General features: G+C 69.8%; 15 protein-coding genes, 1 tRNA gene and 2 pseudogenes. 6 read left to right on the top strand and 12 right to left on the bottom strand.

The annotated features are described in order from the left end of the window. Window positions 1-120: 120 nt before the first annotated feature. Both ACZ38L_RS23950 and ACZ38L_RS23945 read right to left on the bottom strand, forming a co-directional pair. Window positions 121-1020 (bottom strand): chaplin, encoded by a 900-nt coding sequence (locus tag ACZ38L_RS23950; RefSeq protein WP_465696887.1) that lies wholly within the window; start codon window positions 1018-1020, stop codon window positions 121-123. 317 nt (window positions 1021-1337) lie between these two features. Then, complete coding sequence (locus ACZ38L_RS23945) at window positions 1338-1574, bottom strand: chaplin (RefSeq protein WP_396564901.1); 237 nt, start codon at window positions 1572-1574, stop codon at window positions 1338-1340. A 420-nt stretch (window positions 1575-1994) separates the two neighbouring features. Between ACZ38L_RS23945 and ACZ38L_RS23940 the strand changes: the two genes are divergently transcribed. Then, complete coding sequence (locus ACZ38L_RS23940; RefSeq protein WP_465696884.1) at window positions 1995-3689, top strand: IS1182 family transposase; 1695 nt, start codon at window positions 1995-1997, stop codon at window positions 3687-3689. Window positions 3690-3724: 35 nt separating this feature from the next. Here the strand turns inward: ACZ38L_RS23940 and ACZ38L_RS23935 are convergent, their stop codons facing one another. Further along, a complete protein-coding gene (locus tag ACZ38L_RS23935; protein WP_465696882.1) occupies window positions 3725-5056 on the bottom strand; it encodes a M20/M25/M40 family metallo-hydrolase in 1332 nt (443 codons plus the stop codon). Window positions 5057-5304: 248 nt separating this feature from the next. Between ACZ38L_RS23935 and ACZ38L_RS23930 the strand changes: the two genes are divergently transcribed. After that, window positions 5305-5389: transfer RNA gene (locus tag ACZ38L_RS23930), tRNA-Leu, on the top strand. A 139-nt stretch (window positions 5390-5528) separates the two neighbouring features. Then, a complete protein-coding gene (locus ACZ38L_RS23925) occupies window positions 5529-6032 on the top strand; it encodes a hypothetical protein (RefSeq protein WP_465696880.1) in 504 nt (167 codons plus the stop codon). 144 nt (window positions 6033-6176) lie between these two features. Here ACZ38L_RS23925 and ACZ38L_RS23920 read toward each other — a convergent pair. The 9 genes and pseudogenes from ACZ38L_RS23920 to ACZ38L_RS23880 form a co-directional block, all read right to left on the bottom strand. Continuing rightward, window positions 6177-7073, bottom strand: a pseudogene (locus ACZ38L_RS23920) (recombinase family protein); the annotation flags it as partial. Window positions 7074-7211: 138 nt separating this feature from the next. Next, window positions 7212-7493 carry a hypothetical protein gene (locus ACZ38L_RS23915; RefSeq protein ID WP_465696942.1) on the bottom strand — a complete coding sequence of 94 codons (282 nt, stop codon included), beginning with the start codon at window positions 7491-7493 and terminating at the stop codon, window positions 7212-7214. A gap of 140 nt (window positions 7494-7633) precedes the next feature. Next, window positions 7634-7981: a hypothetical protein gene (locus ACZ38L_RS23910; RefSeq protein WP_465696940.1), complete on the bottom strand. Its 348-nt coding sequence runs from the start codon at window positions 7979-7981 to the stop codon at window positions 7634-7636. After that, a pseudogene (locus tag ACZ38L_RS23905) lies at window positions 7980-8393 on the bottom strand (DNA cytosine methyltransferase); the annotation flags it as partial. The gene ACZ38L_RS23910 and the pseudogene ACZ38L_RS23905, both read right to left, overlap by 2 nt. 80 nt (window positions 8394-8473) lie before the next feature. Continuing rightward, window positions 8474-9484 (bottom strand): TRM11 family SAM-dependent methyltransferase, encoded by a 1011-nt coding sequence (locus tag ACZ38L_RS23900; RefSeq protein WP_465696878.1) that lies wholly within the window; start codon window positions 9482-9484, stop codon window positions 8474-8476. Window positions 9485-9528: 44 nt separating this feature from the next. Then, a complete protein-coding gene (locus ACZ38L_RS23895) occupies window positions 9529-10305 on the bottom strand; it encodes a hypothetical protein (RefSeq protein ID WP_465696876.1) in 777 nt (258 codons plus the stop codon). Window positions 10306-10842: 537 nt separating this feature from the next. After that, window positions 10843-12369, bottom strand: coding sequence for a hypothetical protein (locus ACZ38L_RS23890; protein ID WP_465696874.1), 1527 nt, complete (start codon window positions 12367-12369; stop codon window positions 10843-10845). Between the two features lie 115 nt (window positions 12370-12484). Continuing rightward, the gene (locus ACZ38L_RS23885; RefSeq protein ID WP_465696872.1) at window positions 12485-13789 is read right to left on the bottom strand and encodes a hypothetical protein; all 1305 of its coding nucleotides are present in this window, start codon (window positions 13787-13789) and stop codon (window positions 12485-12487) included. Window positions 13790-14081: 292 nt separating this feature from the next. Then, complete coding sequence (locus ACZ38L_RS23880) at window positions 14082-14939, bottom strand: YwqG family protein (protein ID WP_465696869.1); 858 nt, start codon at window positions 14937-14939, stop codon at window positions 14082-14084. 326 nt (window positions 14940-15265) lie between these two features. Between ACZ38L_RS23880 and ACZ38L_RS23875 the strand changes: the two genes are divergently transcribed. The 3 genes from ACZ38L_RS23875 (at window position 15266) to ACZ38L_RS23865 (ending at window position 18426) form a co-directional block, all read left to right on the top strand. Next, the gene (locus tag ACZ38L_RS23875) at window positions 15266-16060 is read left to right on the top strand and encodes a hypothetical protein (RefSeq protein ID WP_465696867.1); all 795 of its coding nucleotides are present in this window, start codon (window positions 15266-15268) and stop codon (window positions 16058-16060) included. A 300-nt stretch (window positions 16061-16360) separates the two neighbouring features. After that, window positions 16361-16675 (top strand): pilin, encoded by a 315-nt coding sequence (locus tag ACZ38L_RS23870; protein WP_329562023.1) that lies wholly within the window; start codon window positions 16361-16363, stop codon window positions 16673-16675. 326 nt (window positions 16676-17001) lie between these two features. Continuing rightward, window positions 17002-18426 (top strand): hypothetical protein, encoded by a 1425-nt coding sequence (locus ACZ38L_RS23865; protein ID WP_465696865.1) that lies wholly within the window; start codon window positions 17002-17004, stop codon window positions 18424-18426.

The raw sequence follows: 18426 nt of genomic DNA, 5'->3' as shown, positions 1-18426 counted from the left end.
TCGGGGAGAACCGGGGCAGGGTGAGGGTGGTCCCCCCCCCCCCCCCCCTCCCCTCCCCCCCCCCCCCCCCCCCCCCCCCCCCCCCCGGTCCGCGGATCTCCGCGGTCAGGACCGGGCCGGTCAGGCCGCGGTCCGCGAGCGGCGGTACAGCACGCCGCCGGCGACCAGCAGGGCCAGACCGGCCGGCGCGATGACGCCGAGCCCGTCAGCGCCGGTGAAGGCCAGCCGGTTGGGGCCGGCCGCCGGCGCCGACGCGACCGGCTGCGCGACGGGCGCGGCGGCCGCCGCCGGGGCGATCGGGGTGCTGACCGACTGGACCGCGGTGGGCGGGGCCACCATCGGCGGCGTGGCCGGCGGCTGCTGCGGCGGCGCGACCGGCGCGGGCGGGGTGACCTGCGTCTCGTGGTTGGCGCAGTCGTTGCCCATCGCCGGGTTGCCGACGCCGACCACGTTGGCCGTGTTGCCGCAGGCGTTGACCGGGGTGTCGACCGGCGTCTGCACGGTGTTGCCGGAGAGCAGACCCGGCGAACCCTGACTGACACCGGTCGCGGTGCTGCCCGTGGTGCTGGGCAGGTGGCTCACCGGGGTGCCGGACGAACCGGGACCACCCGGACCGTTGCTCCCGGTGGTCCCGGGGACGCCGGGCACGCCCACGTTCGGAAGGTGGCCGGTCGGCGCCTGGCCCGTGGGCACGCCGGAGCCGCCCGGAGCCCCCGGGCCGGCCGGGGCGCCGGGCACTCCGGGGGTGTGCTGGCCGCCGTGCGTGACGTGGCCGGTGCTCGCGTTGCCGCACTGGTTGCCGTAGGCGGGGTTGAGCGCCCCGACCACATCGACCGTGTTGCCGCAGAGGTTGATCGGAGCATTGACCGGCACCTGCACGGTGTTGCCCGAAGCGACCCCCGGTGAACCGGCCGCCACGCCGTCCGCATCAGCGCTCGCGTACGCATAACCAGCGGTGGAGGCCAGCACGCTCCCGGTGGCTACCGCCGTGAGGATCCCTTTTCTGGCAACCTGTCGCATAGGTACCCCTGACATGTGATGGTCGGAATTTCCGACGAGAGACATTCCCGCCCCATGGAGAACGAGCTACCACGCCAAAAGTTGGCCCGCCCCGCGGCATCTCACCCGATCGAGTAGGTTTGCGGAATCACCTGACGTTCGATTCCGCATTTCACGCTCCGCGCGGCTACCGCGGTTGCTACGCCGGTCCGCCGGGACCGTGCCGGAGGGGGCGCCCCGACCGGGACGCCCCCTCCGTGCACCACCACCCCGTCGGGTCAGCCGGGCCCGACGGGCTCAACTCCCGGAGACCGCCGTCAGAGAGCCCCCGTCGGCCGTCAGTTGTTGTAGCAGTGGTTGCCGAAGGCCGGGTTCAGCAGGCCGATCACGCTGATGGTGTTGCCGCAGACGTTCACCGGGACGTGGACCGGAACCTGGATCTGGTTGCCGGACGCCACGCCGGGCGAGTTCAGCGCGGCACCCTCGGCACCTGCGTCGGCCGAGGCCACACCGGCACCCGCGAGCATCAGGCCACCGGCGACTGCGGCAACCGCGGCGATCTTCTTGACCTTCATGACTTCCTCCTGATCATCTGCCTGCTCATCTGCGCGGCCCGTTCTCGCGGGCCGCCATCAGAGTGAACGAGGCTCTGCCGAATGGGGTACGGAACCTTTGCGCCGTTCACCCTCAACGGTGATCCATCGATCAGCTGATCGAGATGAAATCTCCGGAAACAACGTTTCCGCGGTCACCTACCGCCAGGCCCTCAATCATTCCCTCGGACAATCTCCGCCGTCGCCCGGACTCCCCTTCCGGAACGCCGAACGGCCCGCCCCGGCAACCTCCCGGAGCGGGCCGCCACCCGACTCTCGCCTACCCTCTGCCCCGTCTCAGCTTGACTCTGTCGGGGATCTTGGTATTCGGCTGCCTGAGATCATGGTGGTGCGTCAGTCTTGCGGGTGAACGAGGCCCGTGAGACTGGCGAGGAGTGAGAGATGTCGGTGCATCCCCGTCCGGGCGCCGAGGTACCGGCGCTGACCGCGAGGATGGCGCGTGCCAGCAACCCAGGTGGCACGACGGCGATGTGGGTGCGGGACCGCCTCGACGGTCTGTGGGGCGACGAGGACTTCACCGACTGGAACCCGCGTGACGGGCGCCCTGGGCTGTCGCCCGCCCAGCTGGCCACGGTGAGCGTGCTGCAGTTCCTGCTCGGGCTCTCCGACCGCGACGCCGCCGAGGCCGTGCGCTGCCGCATCGACTTCAAATACGCGCTCGGCCTCGACCTCGACGACCCCGGCTTCCATCACAGCGTGCTCACCGACTTCCGCGACCGCCTGCTGGAGGACGGCCGGGCGGACCGCCTCCTCGACCTCGCCCTGGCCCGTCTGAAAGACGCCGGGCTGGTCCGCGAGCGCACAACCCAGCGCACCGACTCCACCCACGTCCTGGCCGCCGTGCGCGACCTGACCCGCCTGGAGCTGGTCACCGAAGCCATGCGGGCGGCCCTGGAGGAACTCGCCCGCACCGCCGGCCATGCGCTGGCCGGCGTGGTCGAGGAGGGCTGGGGCCGCCGCTATGGTCGGCCGGTGCGCCTGGGTAAGAACCCCACCCGGCCCAAGACAAGGATCAACACCACCGGGGCGGACGCCCGCCGACTGCTCGAACACCTGGCCCGGAACCATCCCGGCCTGCTGGACGGCCCCCAGGTGCAGGTCCTGCGGCGGATCCTTGTTCAGAACTACTACTGGGACACCGTCGGCCGTCTTCGCTGGCGCGACGATGATGACGACAGCGGCCTGCCGCCCTCCGCACACCGGATCGTCTCGCCCTACGACCTGACGGCCCGATACGCCCGGCGGGGGCAGGTCACCCGCTGGACGGGATTCCTCGCGCACGTGACCGAGACCTGCTCCAACGACGGCGCCAATGTGATCACGGATGTGGCCACCATGCCGGCCACCAGCGCCGACACCGAAGTCCTGCCCGGCATCCACACCCGGCTGGAACACCGGGGACTGCGGCCCGACCAGCACCTGGTCGACGGCGGCTACACCTCCCTGGTCCACCTGGAGCAGGCCGAGCGCGAGCACCGGATCACCGTCGTCGGACCGCTCCCGGGCAACCCCACCCACCAACACCGCCGGGGCGAGGGCTTCGCCCGTGACGACTTCCGCATCGACTTCGACCGCCAGGAGGTCACCTGCCCGCAGGGCCAGGTCAGCAGGGCCTGGCACGGCCCCTACCCGACATCCTCGCCGACCGCCGCCCCGCTCATCGTGGCCCGCTTCACCAAGAGCCAATGCCAGCCCTGCCCGGTCCGGGCCAAGTGCACCACCTCCCGCGACGCCGCCCGCAATGTGGGCTTCCCCCCGCGAGAGCTGCACGAACCGCAGATACGCAACCGTGCCGAGCAGCAGGAACCGGCCTGGCACAAGCGCTACGCGGTACGGTCCGGCATCGAGGGCACGATCTACGAGTTCGCCCACGGCCACGGCATGCGCCACTGCCGATACCGCGGCCTGGCCAAGGCCCACCTGCAGCACGTACTCACCGCCATCGCCGTCAACATCGAACGCCTCAGCCGACAGCCTCCGGGCGAAAGCACACCCCCACGACCACCGACTGCCTTCCAGAACCACCTCGACCAGCACGGCATCCAGCGCCTGCGTTCCTGGCGAGCCGTCAGCTGACGCCGCAGCGACCAAGATCCCCGACAGAGTCAAGCTCAGCAGGCGTCGATGAACCGGTCCAGCACCCGGACCCCGAACTTCAACCCCTCGACCGGCACCCGCTCGTCCACCCCGTGGAACATGCCGGCGAAGTCCAGGTCCGGCGGCAGCTGCAGCGGCGCGAACCCGAAGCAGCGGATGCCGAGGTCGTGGAAGGACTTCGCGTCCGTCCCACCGGAGAGGCAGTACGGCACGGCCCGGGCGATCGGGTCCTCGGCCCGCAGCGCGCTCTGCATCGCCTCGACCAGCGCGCCGTCGAAGCTGGTCTCCAGCGCCCGGTCGGAGTGCAGGCTCTCCCGCTTCACCCGCGGGCCCAGCACCCGGTCCAGCTCGGCGAGGAACTCGTCCTCGTAGCCCGGCAGGAAGCGCCCGTCCACGTGGGCCGTGGCCTGCCCCGGGATGACGTTCACCTTGTAGCCGGCACCGAGCATGGTCGGCTGGGCGGTGTTGCGCAGCGTGGTGCCGATCATCTTGGCAATGCCGCCGAGCACCCGCAGCGTCTCGTCCATGTCCTCCGGGTCGAGCCGCACGCCCAGCGCGTCCGACAGCTCGTCCAGGAAGGCCCGGACGGTCTTGGTGATCCGCAGCGGGAAGGTGTGCCGGCCGAGCCGGGCGACCGCCTCGCAGAGCTCGGTGATGGCGTTGTCGTCGTTCTCCATCGACCCGTGCCCGGCCCGGCCCTCGACCGTCAGTCGCATCCAGTGCATGCCCTTCTCGGCAGTCTCGACCAGGTAGAGCCGCACGTCGTTGTTGACCGTGAACGAGAAGCCACCGACCTCGCCGATCGCCTCGGCCACGCCCTCGAAAAGATCCGGGTGCTTGTCCACCAGGAACCGCGCGCCGTACGTGCCGCCCGCCTCCTCGTCCGCGAGGAACGCCAGCACCAGGTCGCGCGGAGGCTTGCGCCCGGTGCGCAGCCGGTCGCGCACCACCGCGAGGGTCATCGCGTCCATGTCCTTCATGTCCACCGCGCCGCGACCCCAGACGCAGCCGTCCGCGATCTCCCCGGAGAACGGGGGGTGCGTCCAGTCGTCCGCGTTGGCCGGCACCACGTCGGTGTGGCCGTGGATCAGCAGCCCGGGCCGCGACCGGTCCTCGCCCTCGATCCGCACCACCGTCGAGGCCCGCCCCCTGGCGGACTCGATGATCTTCGGCTCCAGCCCGAACTCCGCCAGCTGCTCGGCCACGTACTCCGCCGCCGCCCGCTCGCCGGGGCCCGAGTTGTCGCCGTAATTGCTGGTGTCGATCCGGATCAGGTCCCGGCAGATCTCGGCGACCTCCGACTCACCGGTCACCCGCTCCGCCTTGGACACGCTCGACTCGCTCACGGTCACTCCTCGTCGTCTGACCCGCTCCGGCCACTCGGTCCGGACCGCCCCCCGACTCCCCAGGGCGCTGCGGGCACGGTCCAGCCATCCTCCCCCAGCCCCCGCCCCACCCCAAGGGCAAACCCCCCGCAACGCGCCCGTCCCCCGTCCCAGCACCCCCTCCCCCTCGCTTTTGGGCCCCAGACCCGATCTTTGCTACAGTTATCCATGTCAACGCGGCGGTAACGCAACGAGGACGACAACACCTAGTCCGGGTGGCGGAATGGCAGACGCGCTAGCTTGAGGTGCTAGTGCCCTTTATCGGGCGTGGGGGTTCAAGTCCCCCCTCGGACACGACCCATTGGCCAACATGGTTGGCTAGGGAATGCAGGTCAGGAGCGATCCTGACCTGCATTTTGCGTTGTGCGTGGTTGTAGTCGCAGCGTAGGCCGAGAGCGGCGTAGGTCTGGCGCTTGATCTCGGGGTTGGCGTCGTGCAGGACGTCGACCATGCTGCCGGCCTGGTTCACGAGGTCGGTGATCTGCTGTTCGGTCAGGGCTTGGGTGCGGCGGGCGCCGGAACCGGTGGTGGCGCGGAGTCGGGCTTCGGCTCGGGCGCGTTGGGTTTCGGTTTCGGCGATCCAGCGGGTGATGGGGGCGGTGGCTCCGGGGTCGGCGGTTTTGAGGGCTTCGCGGTAGCGGGCGAGGTCGCGGTCACAGGTGGCGATCTCGGCGCGTGCTTCGACCTCCGCGGCCTGGTTGCTGGTAGGGGCTTGTGGACCCTGGGCGGCGTGGAGTCGGTGGATCGTGGCGGCGCGGCGGCCGGGGGCGAAGGTGAGGGCGAGCCAGCGGTCGAGGTGGGGGATGACGTCGGCTTCGCGGAAGAGGACGTTGCGGGGGTGGGTGATCTTGTTCGCGAGGGCGTACTCCTCGGGGTATCGGCAGCGGTAGTACGCCTCCTCGTGGGACCACTGGCTGCCCATCTTCCGCTCGCATAGCGTGCAGTCGACCCGGCCGCGCAGCAGGTAGGGGTGGATGGCGCGGACCCGGTCGCGTGGGGAGTTGTGGCGGCTTCGCGAGAACATGATCTGCTCGACCTTCTCGAATGTTTCACGCGTGACGAGGGGTGGGTGCGCTGGCTTGTCGGACCAGATCCACTTGTCGGCGGGGTTCCACTTGAGCTTGGTCTGGTAGCCGAGGGTGACGTCCTCGACGTCGATGAGGACTTCGTCCTTGCGCTGCTTGTTCCAGACCTGGTGGCCGGTGTAGCGGGGGTTGGTCAGGATGGCGCGCACGGCGGACTTGCCCCAGGCCAAGCCCTCGCGGTGGGAGTTGCGGGCGCGGTCGTGCGCGGAGGGCGGCAGGATGCCGTCGCGGGTGAGTCCCTCGGCGATGGCGAAGATGCCCCGGCCGCGCAGGTACTCGTTGAAGATCCGTTGCACGACGGGTCCGGCGACCGGGTCGGTGAGGAGGATGTGCAGGCGCTTGCCGTCGGCGGCTTTGGCGGGGTTGGGGTGCGGTCCGCCGTCGCCGATCCGGTAGCCGTAGGGCGGGCGGCCGCCGAGGAAGCGGCCCTCCAGCTTGGCCTGGGCGGCCATGGCCGAGCGGACGCGGACCTTGATGCGGGAGCGTTCGGCCTTCGACATGCCGCCGAAGACGGACATGACGAGGTCGTGGGCCTCGCTGTCCGGGTCGATCGGGCCGCCGACCTCAGGGACCCACAACTCGACGCCGTAGTGGTCGAAGACGGGTTGGATCAGGCTGTACTGGTTGCCGTAGAAGACCCGTTGGGGCTCACCGATGACGACGGCGTCGAAGCCCCGGTTGGGGTCGGCGAGCGCGTCCAGGAGCGCGGAGGCGTTGGGGCGGCGGCGCCAGGGCAGGGCGCGGGAGTGGCCGATGTCGAAGTACTCGGCCACGATCCGGCCCTCGACCGGGGTGATGAGGGTGGTGGCGCGGGTGAGTTGCCAGTTCCTCGACGCCACGGGGTCTTGGAGGTCTTCGGTCGAGCAGCGTCCGGCGAACGCGAAGTCGCGCATGGGGCGGGCTCCTTGTCGGTGGGGTGCGGGTCGAGGTGCTGCCGGTCCCTGGTCCGGTGGCCGGTGTGGTGGTGCCGGCCACCGGACCAGGGACCGTTGTTCTGTCGTAACTCGGACGTGGGAGTTACTCCAGCGGCATCACCCTGACGGTTCGGCGGGGTACTGCTTCGGGCGGTGTTCGATCAGCATCCGCAGCAGCAGTGCGGCGGCCTGGTCGTTGAGTGCCGGCACCTCGTCGGGGAACTCGACGGTAATCGCGGTTCGCTCCGGATCGGGGTCATTGCGGAACTCGTTGACGATGCGGAGCAGATCGGTCAGGGCGGCGGCGGCTTGGTTGACGGCCACCGAGTTCCCCAGCAACCGCAGACGGGCGGTTCGCGAGATTCCGGGGACGTCGGTCCAGCCGACGGAGAGGCCCATCACCCACTCCACGAACTCCGGCGACAGGACCGGTGTCCCGGTGCGTCCCGGGCAGGTGGGGGCGGGCGCCGGGCGGCCCAGGATGCGTTCCCAGCGGCGGATCGCCGGTTCGTACTCGCCCCAGTCGGTGTGACTGGGAGTCAGGTTTTGGGGCCCGCCGGGTTCATGCGGTCGAGGGCCGCAACGGCCGAGGGCAGCGAGAGATCGCCCTTGGAACCCTTCTGCCGCGGGCTGCCCTTGACACCGTCGCCGGCCAGCGGGGTCGGCAACAGGACGGGGGTGGCCTCCTCCTGCGCGTGCTGAGCAGCGACGTCGCCGGTCTTGGTCAGCGTGAGGGCGACCTGGGTGCGGAGGTTGAAGCCGCGGCCGATGGGCCGGGTCCGGCCCGGCCCGGTCGAGTCGGAAACCGTGGGCGTCACCAACAGCCGCGTCGGGGCGGGCGGCGAGGAGAAAGAGCCGGTCTCGGCGGTGCGGGGCTCCGACGTCACTCGCTCGTAGGCAGCGCCACGCGAGGTCGTACCCGCTCGCGGCCAGGTCGGCGGCGACGGTGTCGAGTCCGCGCCGGCGCAGGGCGGTGACGTTCTCCAGGAAGACGTAGCGGGGTGCCAGTATGCGAATGGCGTGGGCGATGGTGTGCCAGAGTCCACTGCGGGTGCCTTCCGTGAGGCCGGCGGCGCGTCCGGCGTAGGAGATGTCCTGGCAGGGGAACCCGGCGGTCACGATGTCCACGGGCTCGACAGTGCGCCAGTCGACGGTGGTGAGGTCGCCGTGATTCGGGACGTGAGGGAGGCGGTGGGCCAGAAGCAGGCGCGCGGCCGGGTCGTTGTCGGCGCACCAGACCAGCCGGGCGTCGAGGACGGCTTCGACCGCGAGGTCCAGGGCGGCAGTCCCGGTGCACATGCTGCCGATCCGCAGCGCGGGGCCCGTCGGGGTGGGGGCCTGCGGGCCGGGGATGTCCGGCCCGCAGGCGGTAGCGGTCCTCACGTGGTCATGCCCTCAAGGGTGGCGGCCACGATGGGTTGACGGGCCGTCACCGGTGGGCGGCCGGGGGTCCTTCGAGGCGCATGGAAGACCAGGACGTCCTCGTGCACGATCAGGTGCATGGGCACGCCGGCGGCGCGGGCGGTCCGGACGTTCTTGAGCTGGAAGAAGGAGGGCCGGGCGGCCAGTTCGCCGTCGCGCACGGCCGCGAGCAGGGCCACGCACCGCTCGACCGGGGTGAGGCCGGCGGCCTGTCCGGCGGCGATGATCGCGGCGGGCAGGTCAACGAGTTCGCCGTGGTGGCGCCAGGGTCGGGCGGTGACCGCGACGTGCGCGTTCGGGGCCAGCAGGGGCAGGCAGTTGGCGAGGATCGTGGTGAAGGCGTCGACGAGGGCGTCGGTGGGGGCGTGGGCGAGGTTGGCCGGGTTAGTGCCGTAGGTGGCGTCGAACTTCGCGACACCGCGTCGGCCGGTGTCGCGGGTGGCGTTCACGCGGCCGTGGACGGAGGCGCCGTAGGGCGGGGAGGTGAGCAGGAGCTGGACCTGGCCGTGGTGTTCGGGGCCGGGGAGGCTGTGGGCATGGCGGCCGTCGCCGGTGCGGACGCCCGCTCGGCCGGTGGCGCCCTGAGTGCGGGCGAGGTGGAGGTTGGCCCGGGCGACGGCGCTCCAGCGGCCCTCGAGCTCCACGCCGACCGCGTCGCGGCCGAGGTGGACAGCCTCCACGAGGGTGGTGCCGATGCCGCACATCGGGTCCAGGACGAGCTGGCCCGGGTCGGTGTAGGCGGTGATCGCGTGCGCGGCGATCGCGGGGAGCATCTTCGCCGGGTGGGCGGCAGACGCCGGGGTGTAACGGTCGCGGCGCTGGTTGCGGGCGTCCTTCTGCGCGGTGACCCACACCGAGGTGGGCAGCGACGCGAGGCTCACCGGGGCCGGGATGGTTCCGGGGGCTCGGCGCGGCGAGGGCTGAGCGGCGGGGGCGGAGGCAGGGGCGGGCTGGGGGTGAACGGTCATGGAGCGCTCCTCACTCGGGGTGTTGGGGGTCGGGTGGGGAGAGTTCACGGCTTGATGAAGGCGAACAGGTCGTTGTGGATCACGTTGTGGCGTCCGGGCGCCGGGTGGGTGTGGTGGCAGACGCAGTCCTGGCGGTGCCGGACCCGCACCGGGGTCGCGGGGATCAGGTGCCCGTCGGTGGCGGTGGCCTCGGCGGCGACGATGTGCTGCAGGTACACCAGGCCGCTGGCGCGGGCGTGGGCGACCAGGTAGCCGGCGGTGTCCTGACCCGTGCTCTGACGGGATGTCACCACCAGGACGCCGTCGGGCTCGAGAGCCTGGGCGCAGGCGTCGGTCAGCGCCGCGAGTTGGGCGTGGGTGGTGAAGGCGTGCGGGGCGGCGATCGCGAGCCGGGCGCTGCCAGCGTGGTGGTCGGCGCTGGTGGAGTGGGTGTCGGGGTGGCCACGGCGCAGTAACGCGAGGGAGGCGACCTGGGCGGCCCGCTGCTGGAGGGTGCTGTAGGCGACGTCCGCGTCGTGGCGAGTGCGGACATAGCCGAGGGCCTTACGGCCAGTGGTGACGGCGGCAATCAGGCAGGAGGCGTTGCCGGCCTCGGGGACGTAGACGAGGTCGCCGGGGGCGGTGAACGCCTCGACGATCTGCCGGGCCAGGCTGATGGGCAGGCGGTTGGCGCAGGCGGCGCCGATCGGGGTCTCGCAGACCGAGCAGCAGCCGGCGAGCGGTTCGGTCAGCCAGACCGACAGCGGAACGGACTTACTCGTCGAGTGCGTGCGATGGCTCGGGCGGTGGTGGGTGCTACCGACGGTGCTGGGCTCGCTCATGGGCGTCGACCCGATGGTCGCCGCAAGACGTTGACAACCAGGGAAGCGGCGATTCCCCCGGTTTTCTAACGCCAGGACTCGGCCCAGGTTCTCCTTCTACGGACCGTAAATAGATGAACATCTGACCCCGCGTGGGCTCATACAGTTCCTGAAGCATGGCTGAGCAGGTGAGTTGATGAGGCATCGCGAAGACGGCTCTGCCAGAGGTTTCGTGAGATCCCACCCCGGCGGTCCAGGCAGGAACGTTCCGCGTGGGATGAGCGGGTGAACCGACGCGGCGTCAGAGGGTAAGGCTGGGAGACCCGTAGGTTCTGCAGAACTCGCACTCACAGCTGGTGAGGGAGTTCGCCCGGCAGTGGGCGGTCGGCCAAGAGTCGGATGCGCAGGGGCCTGGATCGACCTGCGCCCCGTCGCGGAGCACTGACCTGTCGCACCAAGTGCAGCGGAGGGTCACGTCGTATCTGCTAGGTCCCCGTCAGAGTCGCACTCCTTCTGATGCTTCGTGTCGGTGGCAGATGCCTTCTTGAAATATGAGGGTTAGGCGTCAAATTTCAAACCAAGCTGCCAGCGGACGCTGGAGCGGAACATTTCGGAGAAGGGTCCGTGGGGGTCGCTCGGCGGTAGCTTCTCTTCGTCGCTTATTGAGACGTGCGACAGGCGCTCGACGGGCGTTTTCTCCATCACCTCGTTAAGGAGTGTCAGGATACGGGGCATCAGCTCCTCCACCAAGATCCCAGCGTCCATGTACAGACGGTCCAGGCCGATGTTTTCGATGCCCCACCTTTCCCGGTGGCCGCCCAGCGCATCCATGGCATTGATGATTTCCTGCGCATCTTTCGGGGGAAGGGCCACCATCGTCCTTCTATTGCGCCAAGCTCCGGTGTCGACCGTTGTCGGCGAAAGAGCGGCGCCGTGAACACAGTTCCGTAGCAAGCGGAGAACGGTCAGTGCCCTCTCACCATTGGTGCCAGCGGCGACGACAGCGGCGAGTGCTGGTTCGACGGCCTCAACCTTCGCTACGAATCGCTTCGGCTCCAGCTGCTGCCAGCCGATGCCGTGCGGTGATCCGTTGATCTCCAGGACCTGGTGGGCAACCCGGGCAGTAATGTCCACCGCGCTCATCAGGTTGATGAGAATGCTATCCAGGACGGCCAGCTGGACCTGGGTGGTGTGACTGGTCTGGGGCTGGTTGAGCGCTTCATACAGCTCGTCGCGGGCCTGAAGCGCGCGCTGCACCCGCTGGGGGAGTGAACTAGCAAGTTCCATGAGGCTTCTGTCATCAGAGCCAATGGAATGCTGCACGCATGCGGCGATCCAACCCCATGCGGCGGGCAAGAATTCACGGGCTCCTACCCAATAGAACAGGTTCCGCCCGAGCTTATGGGAGAAGCCGCCTTCGGGTGCGATCTCGGCATAGAACTCACCTTGGCATCTGAGATAGAAGCTGATGAGCGAGAGCGCTCTTTCGGGAGAGCAGACCGTTACACCGTCCGCAAAGTTCGCCCGCATGCCATGCAGATATGGGCGCCTAGTGATGAAGAGATCTACCTCTATCTCTTGGGCGATCTGCGCAGCCAGGGCGTCAGCTTCCCGCCGCTCTGCCGCTTGCTCCGGGAAAAGCTCGCGATAGGCAGGATGATTTATGTCATGCCGGGCTATTTGCAGTGCGTTGCCCATGACACCGCATAGGCTCACGCCGTCCTTGGTGGCGACCTGAAATTCACGCACGCTGTCATCAGGGCGAGGTCGATCATGCAGGACCTCCACCCAGCCGGGCACCGCTTCGCCTCCCCACGCCAGCGTGCGTCGCGGTTCCGACGGAGGCGGCCCGGCGTCGGCATAACGGAGTACCTTGACGTACGGATGCGCGAGGAGCCCAGACAACAGGTACTCCTGGCTCCAGCGGGCGTCACTGCCGACTGGGACATCCGCATCTACCAGTACTGTCAGCGACCGCAGTCGCGGGCGGGGTACGAAGAGGTACGCGCCGGCACCATCCGGTGTCTTGGGCCAGTCTTCTTCCTGCACTCTGCGATTGCTGTTACGTGGGATCTCAAATCGCATAGTCGGAACTCCTGACTATGTTGTAGCCGTACTGGCATGGGTCATACCCGCCACTTGATCTGGATGAACTCCGGATCGAGCCGGAAGCCACGCCAGCTCCTGCTGGCTGGCCGGATTAAACGAGCCATGAGCGACGGTCTGAGAACGGCGTGCGGACGTCAGCTGGAACGGAGCGGTCGGCCTCGGCTCCACTGGCCGCAACGACGTCGATGTAGTCCCCGCTGGCTACCGTTTCGGCGCTGCATTCGGGACACGGCCCGCTTCTGGAGCACCCTGACCCAGCCGTGCCAAGGAGCTGTCGGACGTGAGAGAACGCGTCGTTGGGGAAGTCAGCCCGGATGGCGAACCACTGGCCAGATTGCTGGTCGGCTGGGAGGTTCGAAGCGATCGCCGGCCTCATCGGGAGGTAGAGCTCGCCGGCCTCGTACCGAAGCAGGAACACCCGGTCCAGGTAGTGGCAGGTGTCGGGTTCGGGAGCGTTGGCGTCGAGCCAGGCGACACCATCCTGCCGTGTCCCGGGGCCCCACAGCAGATCCGTCGGGTACCAGGTGGCCTCGTAGACCGAATCGAACTGAGCCAGCTCGGGGTCGGATCGGTATCGGCCGGGTTCGAAGATCGCTCGCACGATGGCGAACTCCCAGGCGCTGTCGACGTCGGAGGTATCGCGTAGGTTGTCGGCGGCCGTGGCGGAGAACTCGCTGCCGTCGTTGGCCCAGGCTATGGCCACGATGCTGCGCTCCACCGGTCCGGGGAACAGCCGCCCACCGGGCGTCGGGGTGCCCCAGAGCTGGTTGATCATCTCGTGCAGGTCGCTGAGCATCCGGACGGCTTCTACCGGTCCGAGCAGGTGATACGACGTCGGGTGAGCGACGAAGTTGCGCAGGTTGGAGAGCGCGCGCTCGACGCCGCGGCTGCGCTGGCCAGGCCATAGGCCGACCGCTCGAGCCCAGGCCCGTAGGCCGCCGAGCATGCCGTTGAACTCGATGCTCTCGGGGCCTTGGCCAAGCCGGAGTCGCCACGGCCTCCGGTACCGCTTGAGGGCTTCGTGGACCTGTTCGTACCGCTCAGCTTCGACCTCTTCGGCCATGCCGGTTGGGTGCACGAAAACAATCTTGCCTCCGTGGTAATCGACGAACCGGTCCCGAAGGGCTTGCTCGATGACCAGTAGCGCGTGATCGCTGACCAGCGTAAAGAGGTCGTAGCAGAGGACACCATAGGCGAAGACCGTCCGGAGCCGGTCGAAGCTTTGGCGGGTACCCTCTGCCACCTGCGGAGCCAGTTTGAGGCCGGCAACCATCTGCTGCTGGAACTCGGCCGAGCTCTCGGGTGTCATCTGAACGCCGAGCCCCAGACCATGGGGCGTGAACGCCAGCGTCCTCTGGTCGGCTTGGCGCAGCTCATCCCAGCTCTTGATGACCATCGCGATCCCCTCCGGCGTCTGGCGAACTTCGCACCATAGCCCGCGAGTCAGGTGCGCCGCAGGGAATTCAGGCGGCCGCCAGCCCCTCCAAGGCTGGATAGCCCGGCCATAGCTACTACGACCGCACGGCGTCGATTTCCGCCATGATCTGCCCTGTTCCTCTCGTCGCCCCTGAAGGGGCGTCCTCCCTCATCGCCGGCTCGCCCCAGCAGCACCCTGAGGAGCTGGGTCGTGCTGGCGCCAGCTCACGCAGTCGGTCATGGGCCTATCGCGAGTTCACCGCGCTCGGGAGTCAGCCGCACTGCCAGGTGAAGACCGCCTTATCGAACCGCCTGGCGGCCAGGTCCTCTCGGCGGATGAGCCAGTACAGCGAGCCCACGTCGCCCCACATCATGTCGGCGTCGTTGTCGCTGTCGATCTGTGCGAGCAGCAGCCAGCGCTCGGCCTCCGTGGCCAGCTCCGGCGAGTGCCAGGAGGTGCTGCCGCCGAGGAGGGCGTGCGCTACCTCGTACTCGACGGGGTTCTGGACTGACATCGCATGGCCGCCGATGCGGTGGCACGGTCCGTCCCGGGTGTCGCTGACGGCCTTCCCGAAGGCTTCGTCGCTGATCGAGTGGTCACGCGGGTCCCAGCCCGGTCCGCCGAAGGTGCGCTGGGTGGTGGGGTGCCACGGGTCGAGGTCGGAGGCGGTCAGCTGCGCGGTGAGGGTGATCTCCGGATAGGGCGTCAGGCCTTCCGGGGTCGGGGGGTCGACGGTCTCGGTCCCGGCGGGGACGTAGATGACGCGGGCTCCGTCCCAGCTGTCCCGGTCGTCGACGATGACCAGCGCGTCGCCGTCGTCCAGCTGGCCGTCGAAGTAGAAGAACAGCAGCGTGCCGTCCGCCGGGAGCGGTATGTCCAGCTCACCCGTCGGCAGCGCCGCGCAGTCCACCGAGGCCACGAAGGACAGGGGCCCGTGCCCTTCCCAGACCGGCCAGTCGGTGCCGTGCGGCAGCACGGGGACGCCGCCGAGCCTGGCTGCCGCCTGACCTCCATCGGCTCCGGCGGCGAGACGGGCGCAGGGCCGCAGCAGGGCGGTCCACTTGTCGGCGACGTCCGCCGGCAGGTGCTGGTGGGCGATGGCGGACAGTTCGGCGTTCCACGAGGTCATGCGCTGATCATGCCGGGTTCCGCCGACAACAAGCCGTCAGTCTCGGCGGCGGGCAAGAGGTCCTGAGGAATTTCTTCGACGAATTTCAGCAGCCCGGAGGCGCTTCGTCGCCGCGCCTCGGAGGTGGGCGTTTGCGCAGTTCAGCCGCCTGATGGAGGCGGGATGGAGGCGGGCCAACTCCATGCCGCCTCCGAGCAGTCCGCAGGGCGGCTCCGTATCTGCTTCGCCCCGCCCGAAGATCGTCTCCGGGGCGGCTCCGGGGCCCTTGGCGCACTCGATCCACTCGGCGATCAACGCCGATGACCTCGGATCGAAGGAGCACAGCCGTGGACATCCATACGACTTCGGGAAAGCCGGTGGAGCCGCTCCAGCTCGTGGAGCAGGAGATGCGCCGGCTGGTCGACCGGCGCGTGCCGTTGACGCTGTACGTCGGGGACCTGGACCCGGCGCTGCCGGACGCCTGGTTGGACATGGCGTCGCTGCGGGCGCTGCTGCTGCACCCGACGGTCGGGTACGCGGTGCGCGGGGCGATCTGGGTGCGGCTACTGCGGCTGACGCGGGCCGGTGGGCAGGCGGGTGAGGATTGGCGGGTCGCGACGTGCGCGATGGCGCTGCCGGGGCTGTACCGGATCGCCGCCCGGATGCGGCGGGAGGTGCCGCAGCAGGCGGTGGAGGTGCAGCAGGTGATGCTGGCCGGGTTCTGGGACGCGCTGGTGACGGTGCGGGAGCGGGCCGAGTCGATGGCGGAGCCGGGGCGGATCCCGTCCAGCCTGTGCTGGGCCGCCGATCGGGCGGCCCGCTCGTTTCGTGACCGGGAGCGTGAGGTCGGGCGGCGCACGAGCGGCCTGCGGGACGGGGACTGGCCGGCGGGCGTGGTGCTGAACCCGGAGACGGTGTTGGCGCAGGCGGTCTCCGAGGGCGTGTTGTCGCAGCGGGCGGCTGACCTGATCGCGGTGACCCGGCTGGACGGGGTGCCGGTGCGGGTGCTGGCCGAGCGGGCCGGGTGCACGCCGGAGTCGCTGGGGATGCGGCGTCGGCGGGCCGAGGTGAAGCTTGTCGCCGCACTGCGGGACGGGCGGCTGGACTGCGCGACGACGGTCAATCTGATGAGCGAGCGTTAGAAAGCGCTGCTCACAGTGTTTTGACTGATTGAGAAGGGAGTGCGGCCCCACGGAAGTGGGGCCGGCGCCCGGCATCACAGGGGCATCCGCCGCGGACGTTGACACCCGCTGCCTGCCACCCGACCCGCGAGGGGAGGTGACGGCCCGATGGAGCCCCCGCCGAGCGCCCGACCATCCGCACTCCCTTCTCCCCCGTCGGCCAGGTGCTGCCCGGCTCGGCTCCGTCCTCGTGTTCCTTGGGGGTTTCCCATGCGATGTGCACGTTTGCTGAAGTCTCGTCGGCCGCCGTGGTCCGAACTGATGGTCGTCTCCAGCGCGCTGTTCCTGACCCTCTCGGCCGCGGGTGACGCGTTCGCGGGGACGGCCGTGGTGGCCGGTCCACCGACGCTCGACCAGGTCTTCGGGAACATCACGTTGTGGATCACCGGGATCGTCGCCACGGTGGCCACCACGTTCCTGACCGTCGGCGGGCTGCGCTACCTGCTGGCCGGGGGTGACCCGGGCGAGGTGATGAAGGCGAAGAACGCGGTAAAGTCCGCCGGACTCGGCTACATGCTCGCGATCCTCGCCCCGGTGATCCTGGACGTGCTCAAGGGCCTGGTCGGCAGCAAGTGACATCGCGTCAGCGGCATTACAGGCAGCTGGTGCGGGTCGCGCTGGTGCTCCTCGCCATCGGCGCACTCTGCTCGCAGCAGCCCGCCCACGCCGACCCCGGGCCGGCACCGAGCACGCAGGCTCCGACGCCCGGCCTGATGCCGTCCCCACCGGTCAGTGAGCAGCCCCGTCCGACGCCGACTCCGGCCCCTTCGCCGGGACCGGCTCCATCCGCTCCCGCTGACAGTGGGTCAGGAGACGGCGGCGGGGACTCGGCGTCGTTCTGGGACATCCCGGGGCAGATCCGTGAAGCGATCACCGGCTGGCTGGGCGACCTGATCCGGCCCATGGTCGAGCCGGTGATCAACGGCGTGGTGCGCGCGCTGCTGATCACCCTCGATCCGGCGTTTTCGGGCCGGGTGCGGGAGTTGTGGGAGGCGATGCGGGTCATCGCAATGACCGGCTACGGGCTCTTCGTCCTGGCCACCGGGCTGACCGTGATGACCCACGGCAGCGTCCAGCAGCGATGGAGCGCGCAGGAACTCCTGCCCCGGCTGGTGCTGGGTATCGCCGCCTCCAACCTGTCACTGACGCTGTGCTCCACCATGCTGACGCTGGCGAACGCCCTCACGGTAGCGATCTTCGGCAACGGCGTCAGCGCCGACGACGTGGCCGGCACCCTGATCGGACTGATCCTCGCCCAAGTCACCAACACCGGGGCGCCGTACATGCTGGTGATCCAACTCGTCGCACTCACGCTCGCCGGAACGCTGCTGGTGACCGCGCTCATGCGCACCGCAGGAATCGTGCTACTCACCGTCGGGTCCGCGCTGATGCTCGCCTGCCACGGCCACCCGGCCAGCGACGGCATCGCCCGCCTGTGGTGGCGCGCCTACCTCGGGTGCCTGGGCACCCAGATCGTCCAGGCACTCGCGCTGCTGGTCTGCGTCAAAGCCCTGCTGGACCCGGGCAACTACGGGCTCGTACCGATCACCAAGTCCACGCCGCTGGTCAACCTGATGCTGATCTGCTGCACCCTCTACCTACTCATCAAGATCCCGTCCTGGATCCGACGTATCGTCACCACCCCCGCCCGGAACATCACCGGCAACACCGGGCCGCGAGTGCCCGGGATGCGGATCCTGCGCAAGATCGCGATCGGCGCCGCCCTCGGGTCGCCGTTCGGACCGTACGCCTTCGGCGCCGCGCTCGGGGGCCGAGCCCGAGCGGCTTGGAAGGTCGGACGAGCCGCGACGCCTGGGCGCGGCGCGGGCGGTGGCACTCCTCGCTACCGCTGGGGGCCTCCCCGCAGAGGCGGCCCCGGCCCGGGAGGACCCGGCCGACCTGGCGGCCCAGGCGGAGGCCGTCCTGGTGCCGGACCCGGCGGCCCTCGCCGCGGCGGCCCTTCACCGACCACGGCCGGCCCCGGCCCGAGTGCCGCGCCCACACCGTCCTACCAGTGGGGTCGACCTCGCCGGAATGCTCCCCGCAAGCAGACGCTCCCGCCGCCCAGCCCTTCGCTTCCGCCCGCAGGAGTGACCCCACCCGGCAACCGCCCCGGACCCACTGGCCCGCAGCCAGGCACCGGCGGCCCCGGTTCTCCGCCGCCCAAACCCGGCCCCACCAGCTCACCACCGCCCGCCGTGCGGCCGACCGCCGCTGCCAACCTGCGGCCGGCGCGGGTCAATCTCCCACCCCCGATCCCCCGCCCGGCGCCCTTGCGCCCGCCCCTCGACGACGGACCACCGAACTCCCGTCGCGGAAGGAGTTGA

It is taken from the genome of Kitasatospora sp. NPDC024654, from assembly GCF_055559155.1.
This window is presented reverse-complemented; position numbering and strand designations above follow the sequence as displayed.

Coding starts and splice junctions, on each gene's coding strand:
- ACZ38L_RS23950 (WP_465696887.1), bottom strand. CDS start 1,020: ATGCGACAGGTTGCCAGAAAAGGGATCCTCACGGCGGTAGCCACCGGG.
- ACZ38L_RS23945 (WP_396564901.1), bottom strand. CDS start 1,574: ATGAAGGTCAAGAAGATCGCCGCGGTTGCCGCAGTCGCCGGTGGCCTG.
- ACZ38L_RS23940 (WP_465696884.1), top strand. CDS start 1,995: ATGTCGGTGCATCCCCGTCCGGGCGCCGAGGTACCGGCGCTGACCGCG.
- ACZ38L_RS23915 (WP_465696942.1), bottom strand. CDS start 7,493: ATGGGCCTCTCCGTCGGCTGGACCGACGTCCCCGGAATCTCGCGAACC.
- ACZ38L_RS23900 (WP_465696878.1), bottom strand. CDS start 9,484: ATGACCGTTCACCCCCAGCCCGCCCCTGCCTCCGCCCCCGCCGCTCAG.
- ACZ38L_RS23895 (WP_465696876.1), bottom strand. CDS start 10,305: ATGAGCGAGCCCAGCACCGTCGGTAGCACCCACCACCGCCCGAGCCAT.
- ACZ38L_RS23890 (WP_465696874.1), bottom strand. CDS start 12,369: ATGCGATTTGAGATCCCACGTAACAGCAATCGCAGAGTGCAGGAAGAA.
- ACZ38L_RS23885 (WP_465696872.1), bottom strand. CDS start 13,789: ATGGTCATCAAGAGCTGGGATGAGCTGCGCCAAGCCGACCAGAGGACG.
- ACZ38L_RS23880 (WP_465696869.1), bottom strand. CDS start 14,939: ATGACCTCGTGGAACGCCGAACTGTCCGCCATCGCCCACCAGCACCTG.
- ACZ38L_RS23870 (WP_329562023.1), top strand. CDS start 16,361: ATGGTCGTCTCCAGCGCGCTGTTCCTGACCCTCTCGGCCGCGGGTGAC.
- ACZ38L_RS23865 (WP_465696865.1), top strand. CDS start 17,002: ATGGTCGAGCCGGTGATCAACGGCGTGGTGCGCGCGCTGCTGATCACC.